The 18,169-nt window shown below is 49.0% G+C and carries 19 protein-coding genes; 14 read left to right on the top strand and 5 right to left on the bottom strand.

Going from position 1 to position 18,169, the window contains the following annotated elements; translation table 11 throughout:
• Positions 1-3: 3 nt before the first annotated feature.
• Positions 4-903 carry a TIGR01777 family oxidoreductase gene (locus A7K91_RS04085; RefSeq protein ID WP_068679936.1) on the bottom strand — a complete coding sequence of 300 codons (900 nt, stop codon included), beginning with the start codon at positions 901-903 and terminating at the stop codon, positions 4-6.
• Between the two features lie 191 nt (positions 904-1,094).
• Here A7K91_RS04085 and A7K91_RS04080 point away from each other — a divergent pair, with 191 nt between their 5' ends.
• Positions 1,095-1,601 carry a CYTH domain-containing protein gene (locus A7K91_RS04080; protein ID WP_068679934.1) on the top strand — a complete coding sequence of 169 codons (507 nt, stop codon included), beginning with the start codon at positions 1,095-1,097 and terminating at the stop codon, positions 1,599-1,601.
• Between the two features lie 3 nt (positions 1,602-1,604).
• Positions 1,605-2,372: an AAA family ATPase gene (locus tag A7K91_RS04075; protein ID WP_068679932.1), complete on the top strand. Its 768-nt coding sequence runs from the start codon at positions 1,605-1,607 to the stop codon at positions 2,370-2,372.
• Between the two features lie 36 nt (positions 2,373-2,408).
• Here A7K91_RS04075 and A7K91_RS04070 read toward each other — a convergent pair whose 3' ends face one another.
• Positions 2,409-3,797 (bottom strand): DUF5808 domain-containing protein, encoded by a 1,389-nt coding sequence (locus A7K91_RS04070; RefSeq protein WP_068679930.1) that lies wholly within the window; start codon positions 3,795-3,797, stop codon positions 2,409-2,411.
• A 93-nt stretch (positions 3,798-3,890) separates the two neighbouring features.
• On the opposite strand from A7K91_RS04070, the gene A7K91_RS04065 reads away from it, so the two are divergent.
• Entirely contained in the window at positions 3,891-4,880 is a 990-nt protein-coding gene (locus A7K91_RS04065) for a Gfo/Idh/MocA family protein (RefSeq protein WP_068679928.1), read from the top strand.
• A gap of 803 nt (positions 4,881-5,683) precedes the next feature.
• Here A7K91_RS04065 and A7K91_RS04060 read toward each other — a convergent pair.
• The gene (locus A7K91_RS04060; protein ID WP_068679926.1) at positions 5,684-6,514 is read right to left on the bottom strand and encodes a WYL domain-containing protein; all 831 of its coding nucleotides are present in this window, start codon (positions 6,512-6,514) and stop codon (positions 5,684-5,686) included.
• Positions 6,501-7,808 (bottom strand): helix-turn-helix transcriptional regulator, encoded by a 1,308-nt coding sequence (locus A7K91_RS04055; protein WP_068679924.1) that lies wholly within the window; start codon positions 7,806-7,808, stop codon positions 6,501-6,503. Before A7K91_RS04055 ends, A7K91_RS04060 begins: the two co-directional genes overlap by 14 nt.
• A gap of 271 nt (positions 7,809-8,079) precedes the next feature.
• Between A7K91_RS04055 and A7K91_RS04050 the strand changes: the two genes are divergently transcribed.
• Positions 8,080-9,516 (top strand): RtcB family protein, encoded by a 1,437-nt coding sequence (locus tag A7K91_RS04050; protein ID WP_068680023.1) that lies wholly within the window; start codon positions 8,080-8,082, stop codon positions 9,514-9,516.
• 15 nt (positions 9,517-9,531) lie between these two features.
• Here A7K91_RS04050 and A7K91_RS04045 read toward each other — a convergent pair whose 3' ends face one another.
• A complete protein-coding gene (locus A7K91_RS04045) occupies positions 9,532-10,509 on the bottom strand; it encodes an aldo/keto reductase (RefSeq protein WP_068679922.1) in 978 nt (325 codons plus the stop codon).
• A gap of 159 nt (positions 10,510-10,668) precedes the next feature.
• Here A7K91_RS04045 and lplA point away from each other — a divergent pair, with 159 nt between their 5' ends.
• The 10 genes from lplA (at position 10,669) to A7K91_RS03995 (ending at position 18,164) form a co-directional block, all read left to right on the top strand.
• Complete coding sequence (lplA, locus tag A7K91_RS04040; RefSeq protein ID WP_068680021.1) at positions 10,669-11,661, top strand: lipoate--protein ligase; 993 nt, start codon at positions 10,669-10,671, stop codon at positions 11,659-11,661.
• A gap of 24 nt (positions 11,662-11,685) precedes the next feature.
• A complete protein-coding gene (locus tag A7K91_RS04035) occupies positions 11,686-12,075 on the top strand; it encodes a hypothetical protein (protein ID WP_156739313.1) in 390 nt (129 codons plus the stop codon).
• A 259-nt stretch (positions 12,076-12,334) separates the two neighbouring features.
• Positions 12,335-13,234, top strand: coding sequence for a GNAT family N-acetyltransferase (locus A7K91_RS04030; RefSeq protein WP_068679918.1), 900 nt, complete (start codon positions 12,335-12,337; stop codon positions 13,232-13,234).
• A gap of 344 nt (positions 13,235-13,578) precedes the next feature.
• Complete coding sequence (locus A7K91_RS04025) at positions 13,579-14,244, top strand: winged helix-turn-helix domain-containing protein (protein ID WP_068679916.1); 666 nt, start codon at positions 13,579-13,581, stop codon at positions 14,242-14,244.
• An 89-nt stretch (positions 14,245-14,333) separates the two neighbouring features.
• Complete coding sequence (locus A7K91_RS04020) at positions 14,334-14,510, top strand: hypothetical protein (protein WP_156739309.1); 177 nt, start codon at positions 14,334-14,336, stop codon at positions 14,508-14,510.
• A 69-nt stretch (positions 14,511-14,579) separates the two neighbouring features.
• Entirely contained in the window at positions 14,580-15,068 is a 489-nt protein-coding gene (locus tag A7K91_RS04015; protein ID WP_068679912.1) for a hypothetical protein, read from the top strand.
• On the top strand, positions 15,061-16,794 hold the full coding sequence (locus A7K91_RS04010) for an ATP-binding cassette domain-containing protein (protein ID WP_068679910.1): 1,734 nt from the start codon (positions 15,061-15,063) through the stop codon (positions 16,792-16,794). Before A7K91_RS04015 ends, A7K91_RS04010 begins: the two co-directional genes overlap by 8 nt.
• Positions 16,791-17,222, top strand: a complete 432-nt coding sequence (locus A7K91_RS04005) for a TlpA family protein disulfide reductase (RefSeq protein WP_068679908.1) — start codon at positions 16,791-16,793, stop codon at positions 17,220-17,222. Before A7K91_RS04010 ends, A7K91_RS04005 begins: the two co-directional genes overlap by 4 nt.
• A gap of 35 nt (positions 17,223-17,257) precedes the next feature.
• A complete protein-coding gene (locus A7K91_RS04000; RefSeq protein WP_156739305.1) occupies positions 17,258-17,764 on the top strand; it encodes a MauE/DoxX family redox-associated membrane protein in 507 nt (168 codons plus the stop codon).
• Positions 17,757-18,164 (top strand): hypothetical protein, encoded by a 408-nt coding sequence (locus A7K91_RS03995; RefSeq protein ID WP_068679904.1) that lies wholly within the window; start codon positions 17,757-17,759, stop codon positions 18,162-18,164. The genes A7K91_RS04000 and A7K91_RS03995 overlap by 8 nt, the downstream gene beginning before the upstream one ends.
• Positions 18,165-18,169: the final 5 nt, after the last annotated feature.

Raw genomic sequence — 18,169 nt, 5'->3', positions numbered from 1 at the left:
TTTTTAAGGGAGCAAGCAATCCTTCAAGGAGGCTTCCGGCGAGGAAAAGAGAAATTCAAAGCAGCTTTCAACCAGCTTCTGTGGCAAGACGGCTTGTCCTTCAAGCGCCATAACGCTCATCTCGCCTAATAGAAGCTTGATTGCAAAAGCAGGAGCGGGGAGATAATGAGGTTTGCCCAGCACTTTACCAATGGTTTGGCCAAATGCTTTCATTGTTAAAGGCTTTGGAGACGTGAAGTTGACGGGACCCTGAAGAGAAGGCTGTTCCATACAAAACAGCACAGCTCTGACAACATCTCTAATATGAATCCAGGAAACGATTTGTCTGCCGCTGCCTAATGTTCCGCCAAAGCCGAGCTTGTAAGGCAGCGCCATACGGGGGAGCGCGCCTTCGCCCTGGCCCAATACAACGCCAAACCTCATCAGAACGGTGCGAATGCCGGCTCCGTCGGCTTCGGCCTCCCATTGGGAAACAACCTGCGAAAGAAAATCCGACGGCTGAACCTGGTGCTCCTCCGTGAAGGTTTGGCGCGTCGACGTACCGTAATAACCAACTGCGCTTGCGTTTAGCAAAACGGAAGGTTTATGGCTCAATGAGCGAATGATGCGTTTGATCTCGGCGGTTGCATGCAGCCGGCTTTCCAGTATCCGGCTTTTGCGGGCGGGGGTCCATCTTCCGCTGCTGAGGGATTCTCCGGCCAGATTAATGATGGCGTTCACGCCTTCCAGACGGTTTTCCGGCTGATCGCCTTCGTTTAGCCACTGTATATATTCGACATTTCTTTTGTTAGCTGCAGAAGCGGCGTCACGGGTCAACCAACAAACCTGATGGCCGTGCTTCAGAAGCTCGTCAGTGATCGCCTCTCCAATAAATCCGCTGCCTCCGGCAATGGCTACCTTCATCCGTAACGCCCTCCTTGAGTTGAATAATTCTATTATAGGCCAATCTTCATCTGGCGGACAAATTAGTTTTTTACGCCAGGCTGCAGGAGGGACTTGCTTCCGGCCATACATTTTGGTAGCGTTGGGAGAAAGTCGATGCTGACAGCTTTTAAATGGTAAAACCTACTATGACGCGGGGGGACGCAATTTTTATGGCGATGGAAATAGAACGTAAATTTTTGCTTGCAGAACAGCCGGAGACCTTGATTCAAGAAGGGAAAATAAAGGTTCGGCACACACAGAGCATATGGCAGACCTATTTGGCCATTGACGAAACGCAGGAGCTGCGCGTTCGCAAATTAAAAAATGAGGCTACGGGAGCCGTCTCTTATACGCATACCTTCAAAAACGGAAATGGGCTGCAGCGGGAGGAAATCGAATACGAGATTACAGAAGACATTTACGAGCAGGTAGTAGAGGCCTTTGGATTTGTGCCCCTGACGAAATCAAGAATAACTGCGGATTGGGAAGGCAGAACCGTTGAAATCGACGTCTATGATCAGATCCATCTGTCCGTGCTTGAGGTTGAATTTGACACGCTTCAGGAAGCAAATGCTTTTGAAGCGCCGTCCTGGTTTGGTGAGGATATCAGCACGCAGAAGCAATACAGCAACAAGACGGTATGGAAGAAGCTTCAAGGGAAAAAATGGGTTGATTAATGTATGTCAATTTATGAGCGCACAGCTTTTTTGCGGAGGGTGGAGCTGCTGAAGGAGGATATTGCGTCCTGGGAAGCTTATCCGTTTCAAATTGAAGCCGTTCGCCAGCTGGGGGAGCTTGCTTTTCATCCCAAGGTGACGTTTCTAATAGGTGAAAATGGCAGCGGCAAGTCAACCATTACGGAGGGCATTGCGGTAGCACTGGGGTTTAACGCCGAAGGCGGCACCATCAACTTTTCGTTCCATACTGAGGAGTCGCATTCGGAGCTTTATCGCTATTTGCGTCCTGTGAGAGGGCCGCAGCGGCCAAGGGATGGCTTTTTCTTTCGTGCCGAAAGCTACTATAATCTGGCTACCAATATAGATCAAATGGACCGCGAAGCATCGTTTGGCCCGCCGATATCTCATTCCTACGGAGGGAAGTCGCTTCATCAGCAATCCCATGGCGAATCCTTTTTTTCAGCGTTCCTTCACCGCTTTGGCGGAAAAGGACTATATATCATGGACGAACCGGAGGCGGCGTTATCTCCAACCCGCCAGCTTTCCATGCTGGGGCGCATCCATGATCTAGTTGACCAGCAATCCCAATTTATTATAGCCACCCATTCGCCCATCCTGATGGGATACCCCGATGCCTGGATTTATGAAATCGGCAGACACGGCATCAGAAGGGTAGAATGGGAGGAAACCGAGCATTATATCGTTACCCGCCAGTTTTTGGGCAATCGGGATAAAATGCTGGACGAGCTGCTGGGGGGACAGCATGAGTAATAGATTTGGAAATAAACAACTCAATAAGTCCAAGTGTTATTCAGAAGGAAGCTTTTTTAGGGCGGCCAGCCGTTCATACAGCTCCGTGGTGGCTGCGGCCTCTTCTTCGTTAAAAATAACATGAAGATCGGGCAGCTTGATGACAATAAACGGCGGCGATTTTTTGAACACGTACAGCTTGGAGTCTCCCAGCTCGTTTAAGGAGAAATTTCCTCTGGCATAGACCGAGGTGGCGATGCCGTTGCTGCGAAAGCCGGAGGGCAGCTGCTCCTCAAGCGTAACATCGAGCATGTCGTCCAGACTAAAGGTGTAAGAATACTTTGTATTTACAATGGAAACGGTACGATTCTCATTTATGACAAGAGAAGGTGAAACGGCATCGTTGTGCGCAAGCATAAGCATGACGGGGAGAAGGATGGCTGCGATTAAGGGCACACTCCCGTAAAAAAACAGCTTGCCGCGTTGCGACGCCATATTGACGGTGGAGCCGATACCAACCCGTTTGGGTACAAGCAAGGCTTGATCATCCGGATTGTAGTAAACCATGCCGTAGCGCCAATATTCATCATCATCATTGAAATACCTTTTTCCATCGGTATGGGCATAACGGTATTCCAAGCCGCGAATTTTATTATGCACCGCAATAATGACAGCTAACGGAATAAGCGAAACCATCAAAATGCCGCCAACCCAAATGCTAAAGTCGACGGACAGTCCATCTCGCAAAACAGCATAGGCAATAAAGGCATTGATGGCTTCAAAGATAGCCAGCGCCACCCACATGACAGACCAATACCGTCTCGCTGCGTTGTGAAGAGCGGAGCTTGGCCCGGAGCCGCCTTCCGGCTGGCTTTTACCCTTGCTGAAAATCCGGTATAGCAGAAACATGACCCCGGTCATAATCAAGGATGCCAGCCCTGCAAGGCGCAGCGGCCCCTCTGAGCCGACAGCCGCAACAAGCAGCAAGGCGCATGAAATAAGGGCCGGGAGCAGAAACCAATAAGACGATATCGGCTTCATTGCAGCCAAACGCTGTATTTCCGGCTCTATTGAAATTTCTCTTTTGGACTCTCCGAACCACTCTTTTTCATGCTTTAACCTGGTCGCCAGATAATGATAACGCCTGAACAAAATAGCAGGGGCATAGAGAGCTCCAGCGGTCCAAAATAGCAAATAAAGATAAGTTAACAAAGGCAAATTTGCAAGCAAAAGCAGCGGCAAGGCGGCGATCAGAATACATGCTGCAAAGATGTAATAGGTCCGCCGATATTGGCTTTGCAGCTGCCCCAGACGTTTGTCCTTAAGCGCTTTTTTGGGCAGCGATACGCCAAACCAGATTCCGTTCCGCGGCTTTGACTGGCTGAAATAAATACTCAGCACGGCTGAGAGGATAACGATGACGAGCAGAATTATTGGGATGATCACTAATCTCTTCCTCCTACTGATTTGCCGATCGTGTGTTCTGCCCCACTATAATACAAGAGATTCCATTTTGTCAAAAAAGAGAGGATACTAGCTATGATACGTTTTGGAGTGGTAGGCACCAACTGGATTACGGACAGATTTTTGGCCGCGGCGCTATTGCATGAAAAATTTTCATTGACTGCGGTTTGTTCCCGTTCCCGGGAGCGCGGCCTTGCGTTTGGCAGCAAATATGGAGTCGGTGCCGTATTCGGCAGTGTGGAAGAAATGGCTGAAAGCGGCGAGGTGGATGCCGTATATATCGCTAACCCTAACAGTCTGCATGCACGCACAGCCATTGCGGCAATGGAGCGCGGGGTTCATGTGCTGTGCGAAAAGCCTATAGCCTCCAACGCCATGGAACTGGCGGACATGCTGGCAGCCGCGAAGAGCAGCGGCGTTGCCCTGATGGAGGCTGTCAAATCAACGCTGATGCCCGGCTTCGAGGCTGTGAAGGAGCATTTGAATGAAATTGGGCCAATCCGCAGATATGCCGCAAGCTTCTGTCAATATTCCTCTCGTTATGATGCCTACAAAGCGGGTGAGGTGTTAAACGCTTTCCGTCCCGAATTGTCCAATGGCGCTTTGATGGATATCGGCATTTATTGCATTTATCCTGCGGTTGTGTTGTTTGGGCGGCCTCGTTCCGTCAAAGCTACGGGCTTTATGCTGGATTCTGGCGTGGACGGGGAAGGGTCTGTGCTGATGGAATACGAAGGAATGGACGCTGTTTTGCATTACTCCAAAATAACGAATTCCACAATGCCTAACGAAATTTTAGGCGAGGCTGGAAGCATTGTTATTAACAAAATCAGCGAGCCGTATAAGGTTGAGCTGCATCGGCGCGACGGCAGCGTTCGGGACTTGAGCCGGCCGACTGTGGAGCACAGCATGTATTATGAGGTGGGGGAGTTTATAGATATGATCCGGGAGAAGCGGCAGGAGTCGCGCGTCAACTCCTGGGAAAATTCCGTCATCGCCATGGACATTATGGATGAGGTCAGACGGCAAATCGGCCTTTCGTTCCCAGCGGACAACCGATCATAAGGCGCAATGGGAGCGGCATTAACTGATGCGTACTGCGGGCTTGATAGTAACTGATTTGTGTCAGGTGAATGGCAGCATTTGATGGGCGGAATGGACTCGACCAGTAGCTTATACGTGCCAAGTAATCAGCACAATATCTTGCTGCTGGGGATTTTGGGGATTTAGGAATTGTTACGGACATGAGTGACCGTAAGAAGCGAAAAATGATATTTTCTTTATTTGTACCGGACATTTTTGTCCGTCATCGCCTCAAAAAGGCGGATTCTGGCGTGATTTATGCCTGGAACGGACATGAATGACCGTTACAATAGTCAAAAGTGTTAAAAACACAATCTACCGGACATTTTTGTCCGGTAGATTTGATGTGCCAGCAAGCCAGATGTGCCAGCAAGCCAGATGTGCCAGCAAGCCAGATGTGCCAGCAAGCCAGATGTGCCAGGAAGCTAGATGTGCCTACAAGCTAGATGTGCCAGCAAGCCAGATGTGCCTACAAGCCAGATGTGCCTACAAGCCAGATGTGCCAACAAGCTAGATGTGCCTACAAGCCAGATGTGCCAGCAAGCTATATGTGCCTGCAAACTATTGATGTGCCTGCAAACTATAGATGTGTCAGCAAACTTGATGTGTCTACAGGCCTGCTGCTCTTCAGATGCACTGTGTCGCACTCCAGCTATGTTTTGTAACCCCGCAATGCACTACCGGTTTGTCAGCAACCCGGTTGGTGCTATACCGATGGGTCCTATAGCAGCTGCGTTTGCATAGATAGAGCTTCCTAGCAGCTGCCGAAAGCTCCGGTGGTGCTTCTATCCGTCCGGGGAAGCTTCGGTAGTGCTTGCTTCATAACGCGCCAATGCCCAGGCGGCTGTCTGGCGCATACGCTGGATGAGCCGGTCTCCGGTTACTACCCGGACTCTTTTGCCCAGAAAGCGTAGTCTGGAGAGCACAAATTCAGTTTCATTTTGCGAATAGTTCAGCTTGATGATGTATTCATCCTTTTCGGCATCGTAACGGACATCCCGCTCAAAGCATGAAAAAGCGTAGAGGATTCGTGAAAGCTCGCCGTTATAGGCGGGAATAACGGCGATTTCAGCGTAAACCGCCGCCGCCGCCAATCCGGCCTCCGCTTCGGAGGCGCGGGCAGCAGCAAGCTCAGGACTTAGCGGCTCAGCATGCCTCTTGACTGCGCTTATTTTGTTCAGCCGCGTACTCATAACCTTGCGCTTATTCCGGCTCAGCCACAGCAAATACCACTCCCGCTTGACCATGGAATATTCCAGCTTGTAAGGAAATGCATGATGCTCGACCCGCGTTTCGCCGTTTTTTAGCGTAAAGCTTATCGTCAGGGCATATCCGCCTTGAATAGCGCGTCTCAGCTGCCGGATAAGGGGGTGGTAAACCATAACCTCGCGGCTGGCAGCTTTGTGGATGAGATGGGACTCCCAATGCATCTCGGCTTCGTCTTGCAGGATGGATTGGAGCTTGGCTAGCGTTCCCGGCAAAAAGGCCTCGCTGGCAGCGGGATGATTCAGCATGCTTTTCAGCCAGGCGCGTTCATGGGAGGAAATCAGGCAAGCGCCGCGGTCCTCAAGCCGCGACAGAAGCTGATAGTTGAATATTTTTTCAAAAGGATTCATAATAATCTGCCAGCTCCTTCCATTCCTGAATCAGCTCATCCCGCAGTTGTCCGGGCTCAAGCACCTCACAGCTGGAGCCGAAGCTGCGCAGCCATGGCTTGATTTCCAATATGCCGTTTACCTCGATTTCATAAATAAAATCCTCAATGCTTTCTTCGGTAATGACGCCCCATCCGCCCTGATGCTGAACCCGCTCCTTCACAAAATCCGGTATGCCCGGACCGGGCTTGAAAAATTTTGCCCGCACCAAAACCTTTCTCCCCGTATCCAGCAGCCAGCTATCCCGTATACGAAGCTCCAGCAATTGAAGCTTTTCCTCCATAAACGCCGGACTGACGGCATCCTCCTCCTGAAGTCCCGTTACACCCTCCAGACGAAACTTCTTGATGCCCTGTTTGCCGCACCAGGCCAGCAAATACCATCTGCCATATTGATGATCGTAGACCACCTTAAGAGGCAGCACGGTCTGGCGTTTGACGGCGGCTTCTTTTTCATAGAGCGGATTTGTATTTTGAGAGGTATAACTGATGTCGCGTTTGGGAGAAAAGTAGAGAAAGGAAACTCTCCTGCGTTTCTCTATAGCCCTGAATACATTAAACAGATGCGCTTCATCCAAAATGCGAGAGTAATAGTGATATTTGTAGAGCAGCGCCCCGTCCGCTCCAGCTCCTTGGAGCAGCCTTCCCAAATTGTCTCGGAGCAGATAGCCCTGAATGGAGGGAAGCTGGGTATTTGCCATCATATCGGTAAAATCGTATAAATCCAGCAGCTCGTCATAATCCAGAGCTTCCGCAAAACCTCTCCACAGCCTGTAGCGGTAGGGACGCGGCCCCGGCTCTTTGATAATTGCGCCAACGCTCTCCAAATATTTAAGGTCGCCGCGGATCGTTTTTTCATCGGGCAGAGGCAGCTCGGCCGGCATGCTTTCGCTTGCTGCATCCAGCAGCTCCATCGCAGTGAGAGAATTCTCTCCCATGGCTGCAATAAGAATGGAAAGCCGCTCGCTTTCCGAGTCCTTTAATGACTTGGCCCGGAACAGAAACAGCAAGAGAGGGTCGGAGGAGTCCAGATAGCTGTAGCGGACCATTTCCGTCATGTCCCGTCCGCCCTCCGCGCTTCGAGAGTTGCGTGGACCGGTTGTTCCTGCAATAGTCTTGAGTCTTTTCATCATTTTATCAAAGGTGTGGATGGATATCCCGAGACGCTGCGCGTATTGCTGCCGGTTGTAGGCGGAGCCCGTCAATGCCAGCATGCGCAGAAACTGGATTTCCTTATCAAAGCTCTCCTGAGCCATTGTTGTCCTCCCTCCTTTTTTTACATTGTAGCAGGATTTAGAGGCTAGTAATACTTTTGCCATGTTCGCAGGCATGCGGTACGGCTACTATAGGAATCAGCCATACGATACCAAAAGAGGAAGCTCTATAAAGCTAACAAAGCGAATAACAAGTCGGGCGGCGGAGCTCAAATATACGTGATCAAAACTTTAGATGGAGGAATGAAAAATGAATATGAGCAAAATTTTGAATGAAAGAGAGAATGCAGAGAGTGGAATAAAGGACAATATGATGCAAAAAAATCTGCAGTTTAAAGGCCATTATGTGCATCACGGAAAAAATCATCATGAATGCGAGCTGGAGCATGGAAAGGTCCATGTTTTTGCCAACGATGATGTGTTTGGTTCATTTGAGGCTGGCGTCTACACGATGGCGGATAATAATTTGCGTATTCCGCGCAATCAATATTTCAGCTATACGCCGGATGCCCATATCGGAGTTGGGACTTGCATCGGTACAACGGCTGTATGGCGGATGAGCGACGGCTTCGTGTCGCCTTCCATAGTCGGGTCCGATATCGGCTGCGGGATGCGGGTACATCTGACGCCGTATCATAGCAGCGAGTTATCTCATAAGGATACGCTGAAAAAGCTGGTTGATGCCATTGGGAGATTTGTCCCGACGAATGAAATAACCAATACGAATTATAGCGATATTGATATATTGGAGGTTGTCCGCTACGGCTTAAGCGGCTTGCCGGAGAAATATAGGTCTGACCAGCAATGGCTTAGTCATGTTGAAGCGGCTAACTTCCCCTATGACCATGCTTATCTGGAGAAGCTGCCGCCGATAATCCGGAAATATGCACAGGGCCAATTGGGGTCGCTGGGGGGCGGGAATCATTTTATCGAGCTGCAGCGCCTGGAAATTCCTCAGGACAAAAAGGAGCTGGCGAAATCATGGGGAATGTTCGACGGTCAATTGATCGTGATGATCCATTCCGGCTCCAGAGCGTGGGGAGCGATGGTGGGCAAGGAGCATAACAAGGTCATCAAAGCAGCTATGGATTCATGGGGGATCAGCAACCCTGACCCCGCGCTGATCTATGCGCCTATAACCAGCGAAGAAGGGAAGGCTTACCTTAACCTGATGTATTCCGCACTTAATTTTGCTGTTGCCAATCGGCATATGATCGCGTTTGGGGTGCAGGAGGCTTTTCGCGAGGCGTTAGGGGAAGACATTAAGCTTCCGGTATTGTACGATTTGATGCACAACTATGCGCTAAAAGAATTCCATCGCGGCCAGCCCATGCTTGTTCACCGCAAAGGAACAACGCGCGCGCTGCCGCCGGGACATTTCCTGAACGTCCCGGCTTATAAGGAAACGGGACATCCCGCTTTAATTCCCGGTTCCATGGGGACGGCCTCCTACATTATGGCGGGAAGAGCGGAAGGGGCAAAAAACTTTTATTCCATCTGCCACGGAGCGGGACGGCTTCGTTCCCGGAAGGCGACAAAAGCGCTTGTCAGCGTTGAGGAATTCCAGCGCTCCATGAAGGTTGGGCTGGAGGATGAAATTTTGGTCAACCATGACTCTCTGGAAAGCATTCTGGATGAATGCCCGCAGGCCTACAAGGATGTGGATGCTATTATTGATAGCGTGGTAGGCGCGGAGCTGGCGGATGTTGTAGCCAAATGCTTGCCGCTCGCCGTTATAAAAGGACGTTAAGGATGGCGGAATAAATCAATCATTCAAGCGGTAAAAGCCAAACGGCTCTCCCTGGGCAAAAGGCGCGCTTATTTTATCCAGATGCTCAAGGGTGGAAGCCTCCAGCTTGATAGTAAGACTGTCCATATTAAGCTTAAGCTGCTCCGGCGAGGTTGCTCCCGCAATGACCGTGGATACAGCCGGCCGCGTCATGAGCCAGGCCAAAGACAAAGCGCTTGGCGATTTACCCAACTCATTCGCTATTCCGGATACCTGCTCCGCCAGCTTCAATTGCGCCTCGCCCAGAAACCGCTGAAAGCCGGGGTCGGAGTCGCCGCGCGAGCCTGCGGGCGGCTGAGTTCCCTTGCTATATTTGCCGCTTAGAATACCGCCCGCGAGCGGGAAATAGGGAATAATGCCAACGCCTTGGTCCAGGCATAGAGGCACCATCTCGCGCTCCGGCGTCCGGTCGGCGAGGGAATAGCTTGTCTGCATGGAAACAAAGCGGTTTAAACCCAGCCTGTCGCTGATGCCAAGCGCCTTCATCAGCTCCCATGCGTAATAGTTGGACGCCCCGATATACCGAACCTTCCCGGAGGTTACCATGTCCTCCAAAGCCCGGAGTGTTTCCTCCAGCGGCGTTTCCGGATCAAAGGTGTGGATTTGATACAAATCAACATAATCGGTGCGCAGCCGCCTAAGGCTCCCCTCCAGCTCCATGGTGAGATGTCTGCGGGAGGAACCGCTCTCGTATGGCCCCTGGCCGCGCGGCAAGCCGGCTTTTGTTGTTAGTACAGCCTCATGCCGCCGTCCCTCAAGCGCTTCGCCAATGATGCTTTCCGAAGCGGTGCCGGCATAAATATTTGCTGTATCAATAAAGGTAATGCCGTTGTCGAGCGCTTCTTCCATAATCCGTTTTGACGTTCCTGCATCGGAACGCTTGCCAAAAGCATTGGTTCCAAGCCCCAGCACCGAAACCTTAAGCCCGCTATTGCCTAATCTCCGATATTCCATTATGAATCCCTCCCGGCAGTTTTAAAACTATCCTCCTATTTTACCTCCTTTTTCTCGCAATCGCTAATTTTGACGCTGTTTCTTGCGTTATGTTAAAATGTGTGGATTAGGGCGGGGCGGGTTTGCAGATACACGCCCTGTAGGAGAGGGATGAGTATGATGCGTTTTGCGGACAACAAGGGAATTACAGATCCAACGCTGAATCTGGCGCTTGAGGAATATATTTTGAGAACACTGCCGGAAGGCGAAAACTGCCTGCTTTTTTACATAAACGAACCTTCGATTATCATTGGCAAAAACCAGAATACGCTGGAAGAAATCAATACGGAATATGTGGAGGCGAACAAGCTGCATGTTGTGCGCAGGCTTTCCGGCGGCGGCGCCGTGTACCATGACCTTGGCAATTTGAATTTCAGCTTTATTATGCGGGATGACGGCAGCTCGTTCCATAACTTTCGCAAATTTACGGAGCCGGTCGTCAAGGCGCTGCAAAAGCTGGGTGTAGAAGCGGAATTAACGGGCCGCAACGACCTGCAGGTCGGCGAACGGAAAATTTCCGGCAACGCGCAGTTCCATACTAAAGGGAAAATGTTCAGCCACGGCACGCTGCTGTTCGATTCCGAAATCGAAAACGTCGTGTCGGCGCTTAAAGTGAATGCCGAAAAATACGTATCCAAAGCGACCAAATCAATTCGCAGCCGGGTGGCCAATATATCAGAATTTCTTAATGAGCCGCTAACGATCCAGCAGTTCCGGGATTCATTGCTGGATTCCATTTTCGAAGGGGAAAATGGCGTTCAAAACTACGAGCTTACGGAAGAAGACTGGGCAGCCGTACGCAAGCTGGCCGACGAGCGTTACCGGAGCTGGGAGTGGAATTACGGACGTTCTCCGAAATTCAACATGCAGCAGCGCAAACGGATTGAAGGGGCAGGCACCTTTGACGTTCGCTTGAACGTAGAGGATGGTCTCATTAAGGAGGCCGCGATTTACGGCGATTTCTTCGGACGCGGGGATAGCAGCGAGGTAGCCCAGAAGCTGGTGGGCGCGCGTTATGACGCGGCAGCGCTGGACGCAATCAGCAGCGAGCTGGACTTGACGTATTATTTTGGGCCGATTACAAAAGAACAATGGCTGGAGCTGTTGCTGTAGAAGGCTTCGAAAGGAGTGTCTACCTTGAAAAAGATTACTTCACTTTTAATGGTATTGTTTATGGGTTTGCTTGCGGCATGCTCGCCAACTCAATCGGATGCCATTACATCCATGGCCTCTAGCGAAGAGGGCGCGTATAGCATTTATGTATTTTGGGATGGGGAACAGACAGACCTTCAGCCATTGCTGGATGAGGCGCTTACGGTCATCAATTCCGATAAAGTCATGAATTCGCTAAAAATCAGTAATATTACGATAGTGAGCTTAAATGACAAAGCGCAGCCATATCCATATAAAAAGCTATTTGATATTAAGGAATCTCCCACCCTGATTCTTCTGGATACGGAAAAGGTGCTTTTGCAAACCGGGAATCTGGAGGATTTGTATGACTTCGTCGACAATGCAGCTAAATAGCGTTACCTATATAAGATCAACACGCCCTAGTTGAACTTATATAGAATGGGAACGAGGATGCTCTACCGCCCATGCGGTTTCGGAGCACCCTCGTTTTTTGCTGTAATGGTAAAATGGTAAAGAGGATTTTTAGGGTAAGCAGCATTTATATTGTACGAAACAGGTTAAATGGTTTTTTACCATGACGCCGGCAGCTCCGCTAACTATAATCGGGTTATCGCATGAAGAGATAACAGCTAATAAAAGGGGGGGATTGCGGATGGCTTCATTTTACCGATTGGATGACAATTATGCGCTTGTAAGGGCAGAATACAAAACGTTTTCGATACACTTCAATACGTACAGGGAAAATATATTTTTTAGACAAAGCTGGGAAAAGCGGCTGCCCATTTTTGGAGATGACGACCACTGCTACTGGATTACGTATCAGCAAAAAAGAATTGGCGGCGTATGCATAGAGCCTAATACGATGTCCGCCTTGTTCCTTGAACCGCCATTTACCAACCTGCATGAGGTTGCAGGCAGACTAAAGAAGCTGCTGCTCAACATCTCCGATTTGAACAAGCCTGTTCGCGTCTATGCTGTTTTGCCGGATCAAAGAGACTCCATGCTGCGTCTGGGCTTCCTTCCATCGGAGGCAAGAAAGATTATGATCCGGCCAACGGAGAGATTCGAAAGCCAGGAATGGGACAAAAGCTTCGATGTGATCCCGCCTGAGCCCGAGCATGGCGCAAAGCTGGCTGAACTGTTTTATGATGCCTATTCGGGCAGCGACAGCATAGGAATGCCGGGCGAGCATAACATGCGGCAGGTGGAGTCGGATATTCAGTATTATTTTCAGCATAATCCATTTGATATTGTAAAGACGGCTTCTACTGTTGTTTTTGATCGCTCGACGGGCAGGATCGCGGCTGCGTGTCTGGTCTCCTTGTGGGAGGAGCTGCCCCTAATCTATGATATTGCCGTATCGCCAGCGTATAGGGAAGCGGGCATGGCAGCCAAGCTGCTGAAAATAGCCCTAAGCGAGCTTTATGGCCATTTTGATACCCTGCGTTTGTTTGTTACCGTTGGCAACCCTGCCGAGACGCTTTATTATAATCTTGGTTTTTATTCCGGGTTGCCTCAGGAGGACTTTTATCTGCCGCATCGCCGGATTTAGGCCCTAGCCCTCAAAAGCGTACTAAACGTTTTTGAGGGCTTTTTAGTAATGGCCGTCAAACGAATGACAGCCAAACGGCAGGCGCAGTCTTTAAAATGCTGGAGGGTTGGCGTTTGACAGGATGAGGCGAATAGTGAGCTAAAGTCCAATAGATTTCCATATTTCTACCTTGGTATGCCTTTGACAACGCCTCGTTTTTTGTAATTTACATCACAATTTGACAAAAACTCGGTTTACAATTTTAGTAACGATGTTAAAATATTACCTGTAAAGCAAATTTCAAAAAGTTTCCAATGAGCGGTGTTCTGCAACTAAAATTCGCAAAGCTGGGGGGAGGATTATGATTGAAAGTTCTCGTATGGTCTGATGAATACATCAAATCAAGTTATTATTCGTATGAACTTTCGAAAATGGGCTATACCGTCACATGCATCCTTAACGAATCGCAGCTGTATGAAAAACTGTTAAGCAATCTGAACTCTATTTTTATGTTGTGGTCAAGCTTTAACCAGGATGAATTTAACAAAATGAAACGTGTATGCCAGATGGCATCGGGTATTCCTATATATGTAGTGCTGTCGAGCTATTGCAGCGAAGACAAAAGAAAAATCGAAAAGCTTGGCATCACCCTGCTCTGCGACCCCATCACGCTTCTGCACAGAAGCGCCCTGCAGGACATTGGCGGCGCAAGCGATTTGGATGTTACTGTCGATTATTGTAACCGGATCATTTGCAAGGGCGGCGTAAGGATTGAATTGAGCAGAAGAGAAGCGCAGGTGCTGGAGTATCTCTATATCAAAAAAAACAAAATCGTTTATAAAGAGGAGCTTATTCGGGATATCTGGAACGACAAAGCCGAAGATGCAAACGTATACATGACTATTAAAAAAATTAGAAGCAAGCTGGAGGAGGACCCTTGCAACCCCAAATTTTTGCTAACGAGAAAGGGAGGGGGCTTTATGTTCCGGGAAGACGGACATGGCCAGGTTATGAAATACGTAAATTTATGAAAAGTTTAGAGAGACTTTATTCACACTAGCAAAAGAAGGTTTTATATTTAATGTGTAGTTAAAATGTAAATTTAAAGGAGGTAGAGATTATGGCATGTCCTACAGGAAGCAACTCTATTGGGGAATGCGACAACACGTATTCCTGCTCCGATGGTTGCCAAGGCTGGCAGAACTACTACATGCATTCCTACAAGCGCTGTCAATACCCTGGCGGTCACACGGAATGCAGCTGGTACGCAAGCACATGGATTGACTGCTGCGGATAAAAAGCTGTTTATGGTCCCTATCCTATTGCCGGATAGGGATCATCACTATGTGGATGGGGGGAAATCCAAATGACGGTCACCGCTGACTTTAGTCATAGAAGGTTTTTCAAAAATATAAGCAATACGCTGCTGGTTGGAAACCATCTGCCCAATGTGCAAGTCATGGCGCATGGTGTCGCAAAGCCGCTTTACTCCTATATCAAGGACTATATGATTTTGACGTTTATCAGCACGAGCTGCAAGTCCTGCATCGACGCCTTGAACGCAATGGAGACTGTTGTATCGGAAAAGCCCGGATTAAATATCGTTGTCTTGATTGACGGCGACGAGCGGACCATAGCAACACTGGATGAGCTCTTTTATCATAAGGTTGTCTTTTTGCCCTATGCCCGTAAGGAGATGGGCACTGCAATAGGCGTCAAAATGTATCCGTGGAGCTACGGCATCAATGCAAAGGGGCAGGTTGTCACAAGCTATAACTGCGAAAGCGTGGAAACCTTTTATTCGGCTTTAAGACCTTTTTTGTCCTTGATTGATGGACGTGAGCGCAATGATTAGCTACAAAGCCATTGTAAAATATATGATGTCGGGTCAGGTCAAGTATATGCTTTCTTCGCTTGCGCTTGGCATCGGTCTTTCGCTTATATCCGGTTATTCGCTTATTTTGACCAAGCGTCTTGTGGATGAATTTGTGGACGCCAGGGGGATAGCCGATCTCGCCTTTATTTTGCTGGCCATTCTGCTCATTAAGCTGCTGCAGGTGGCGCTTCAGCACACCAATATGTACGTGGAGCAGCTAGTGTCGAATAAGACGACGCAGCGGCTGAATACCCTGCTTGCCGATTACGTCCGGCCCAAAACGATAACCGCTATTGAAACCCCTGCTTATCGGAACGAAATCGGGTACTTGCGAAATGCCATTCAAACCTTTTCGAGATTAATCCCCTCTTTATCATCTATTAGCAACCAGCTCCTTTTGTTGGGCACGTATTCGGTCGTTATTTTTAATTTTAACAAAATGGTTGTTTTTGTTTTGCTCGCCACGCTGCTGCCAACCTTTTTCTTTGAAAATAAACGAAGCAAGCTAACCGAAAAATTCAGCCAATCCACGATTCAGCTTCAGCGGGAAAGCGGAAGCGTATACGATGTTTTAATTACGCCGGATTATCAAAAAGAGGTTTTGCTGTTTCAAACCAAAACGTTTCTATATAACAAATGGCTGAAATCGTCTAATGAGCTTATCCAAACAACGCTCAGATTCAAGCTCAAGGAAGTTAAAGCAAGAATGTTAATGAGCAGCATCGGCCCTATCCGTTATGTGCTGATTCAATTTTTTCTCATTGCCAGCTTTATTAAGGGAGCGCTTTCAATTGGCGAATATGTGTCCATCGGGGTGGCGGTTACGGCGCTGGAGGCCAGCATGAACTCCATTGTTATAAACGTTGGCGTTTTGAAGCAGGCAAGCCTGATCAAAAACAAGCTGAAGGATTTTTTGGCCCACTATCAGTTTTCCCGTAATGAGGAGCAGCCAAAAATCGGCAGCATTGAGAGCATTTCGCTCGTGGATTTGAATTTTAGCTATCCCGCCAGAAAGGAGCTTACGCTGGAGGCTATTAATCTGGATATTTCCTTAGGCGAAATCATTGTTATTGCCGGGAGCAACGGATCAGGCAAATCAACATTAGGCAAAGTTATTCTGGGGCTTCACGAGGTGGGCGAAAACAGCCTGCTCTACAACGGAATCGACAGCGCCAGACTTAATCGGGAAAGCATCTACAACAATATGTCAGCCGTTAATCAGGACTATATCAAATATCCGTTCAGCTTGAAGGAAAATGTAGCTTTTGGCCCTGTGGAAGAAGCCGAGCTGAGGCGCAGATATGGCGGCCCAAGCTTTGATTTGCTTCCCGAGGTGGATTACGATGCCCGGCTGGGGAATGAATTTATGGGCTCGCAGCAGCTTTCCGGAGGACAGTGGCAGAGGATTGCCATTGCGAGGGCTCTGTATGCCAATCGGCCGTTTTTGGTGCTGGATGAAGCAACGGCTTCTTTGGACCCCCAGGCCGAGATTTCACTATTGAATCATATCATTCACCAACGAAAAGGATTAACGACGATTCTGATCACTCACCAGCTCTATATGGGGCAATATGCGGACAAAATTGTTTTTATGGACAAGGGCAAAATCGGGGGGATCGGCACCCACGAGGAGCTGTATAGAAGCGTGCCGGAGTATAAGCTGATGTTTGATGAAAAAATGAGCGAAGGAGCGGTTCCCGCATGAGTAGTTCCAAATTTGATTTTTTGCTGAGCAAAGTGGTTGAAAATACGGATGTGGTTCCATTCGCCCCGTCGGAGTCCTTTCCTTATGAGCGGCTTCAGCTTGGCGCGCATCCCGGAGGCTCCCTTCTCATCTGCTTCATATCGTTGTCCTGCATGAGGTGTATCGACCTGTTGCCTAAGCTAAACGATATAGCCGGGAGATTTGACGGGCAATTTGTTTTGGCAAGCTGCGGCCAGGAGGAGGAAAACCGGGAAATCGGAGAGCATTTTCATTTTCCTTTTCCCCTTGTAACCGCAACGGAGGAAGATTTCTCAGGTGTTTTTCGAGTGCAGCATACGCCGTATATTTATGTCATTGACGCCAAGAGCAAGGTTGTGACCGGCGGAATGATACAAGACGAAAAAACGTTTAAAGAGCTGGGAATCTAGTAAAGGTTGTCCGCTATTGGGCTCCGAAGGAGTGGATAGTCATCCAATCTATCATTCATGTGCTGATTGCGTTTTTCTTTTTTCTGGCCTGTTATATGAAAATGCAAAACATAAGCGAATTCAAGTATGAAATTATGACCTACAACGTCATTCCCCGCAGGCTTGCGCCGCTTGCCGCCTATCTTTTTTTGGCTCTGGAATGGGTTATTGCGGGTTTGTTTTTATTCCATAACAAGGGGCCGTTGAAGGAAGTGCTTGCTGTTGGTCTGCTTTTGTTGTTTGCTCTGGTCCTGCACATTAAAAAAAGCGGCGTCCAATCCTGTACCTGCTTTGGCGAGCTGAGCTGGCTCAACAGGCGGCCCATTGCCAGAAATACAACGGCGGCAGCCGTCATTTTATTGAATGCTGCGGTTGTTCCCGGCGGAAGCTTCTTGTCTGCCGTTGAATCCTCGTTTGTTTTTTTAAGCTTTGTTTTGATTCTATTCCTTGTGCAGGCACGATCCAACCATCAACAATTGAAGGGGGTTAAGGCCATTGAATAACGGATTGATCATACTGGCGTTTGTAACGTTTATGGCGTGGCTGGTCAATGTCCGGCAAAAGCGGATGGTATGGAGCCTGCAGATGCAAACGATCCGGCATATCCAGACCTTAACGAAGCATAAGCCCGCTATTAGAGGGGTCCTGTTTTTGGCGTATTCCAATCAGCATCTCAAGCTGGTCGATCGGGTGATGTCCGACTCTGGCCGCAAGGACCAATACGCCATCGTGCTGGATGCGCCGAAATGGTTTTTTGAGCTAAAGAAAAAAACCTGGTCCAATCACTGCTTATTTAGCCCGGAGGAGCTGGCCGGCATGCCTCGGATAAACGACACCATTTTTCGCTTTGAGGGCGGAAAAATAATAAGCAGCACCAACGCGGAAGCATTGTTAACGGTGTAACGCCG

The organism is Paenibacillus oryzae (assembly GCF_001675045.1).
Classification (GTDB): Bacteria; Bacillota; Bacilli; order Paenibacillales; family Paenibacillaceae; genus Pristimantibacillus; species Pristimantibacillus oryzae.
Note: the sequence above shows the minus strand (reverse complement) of the source record. Positions and strands in the feature narration are given on the sequence as shown.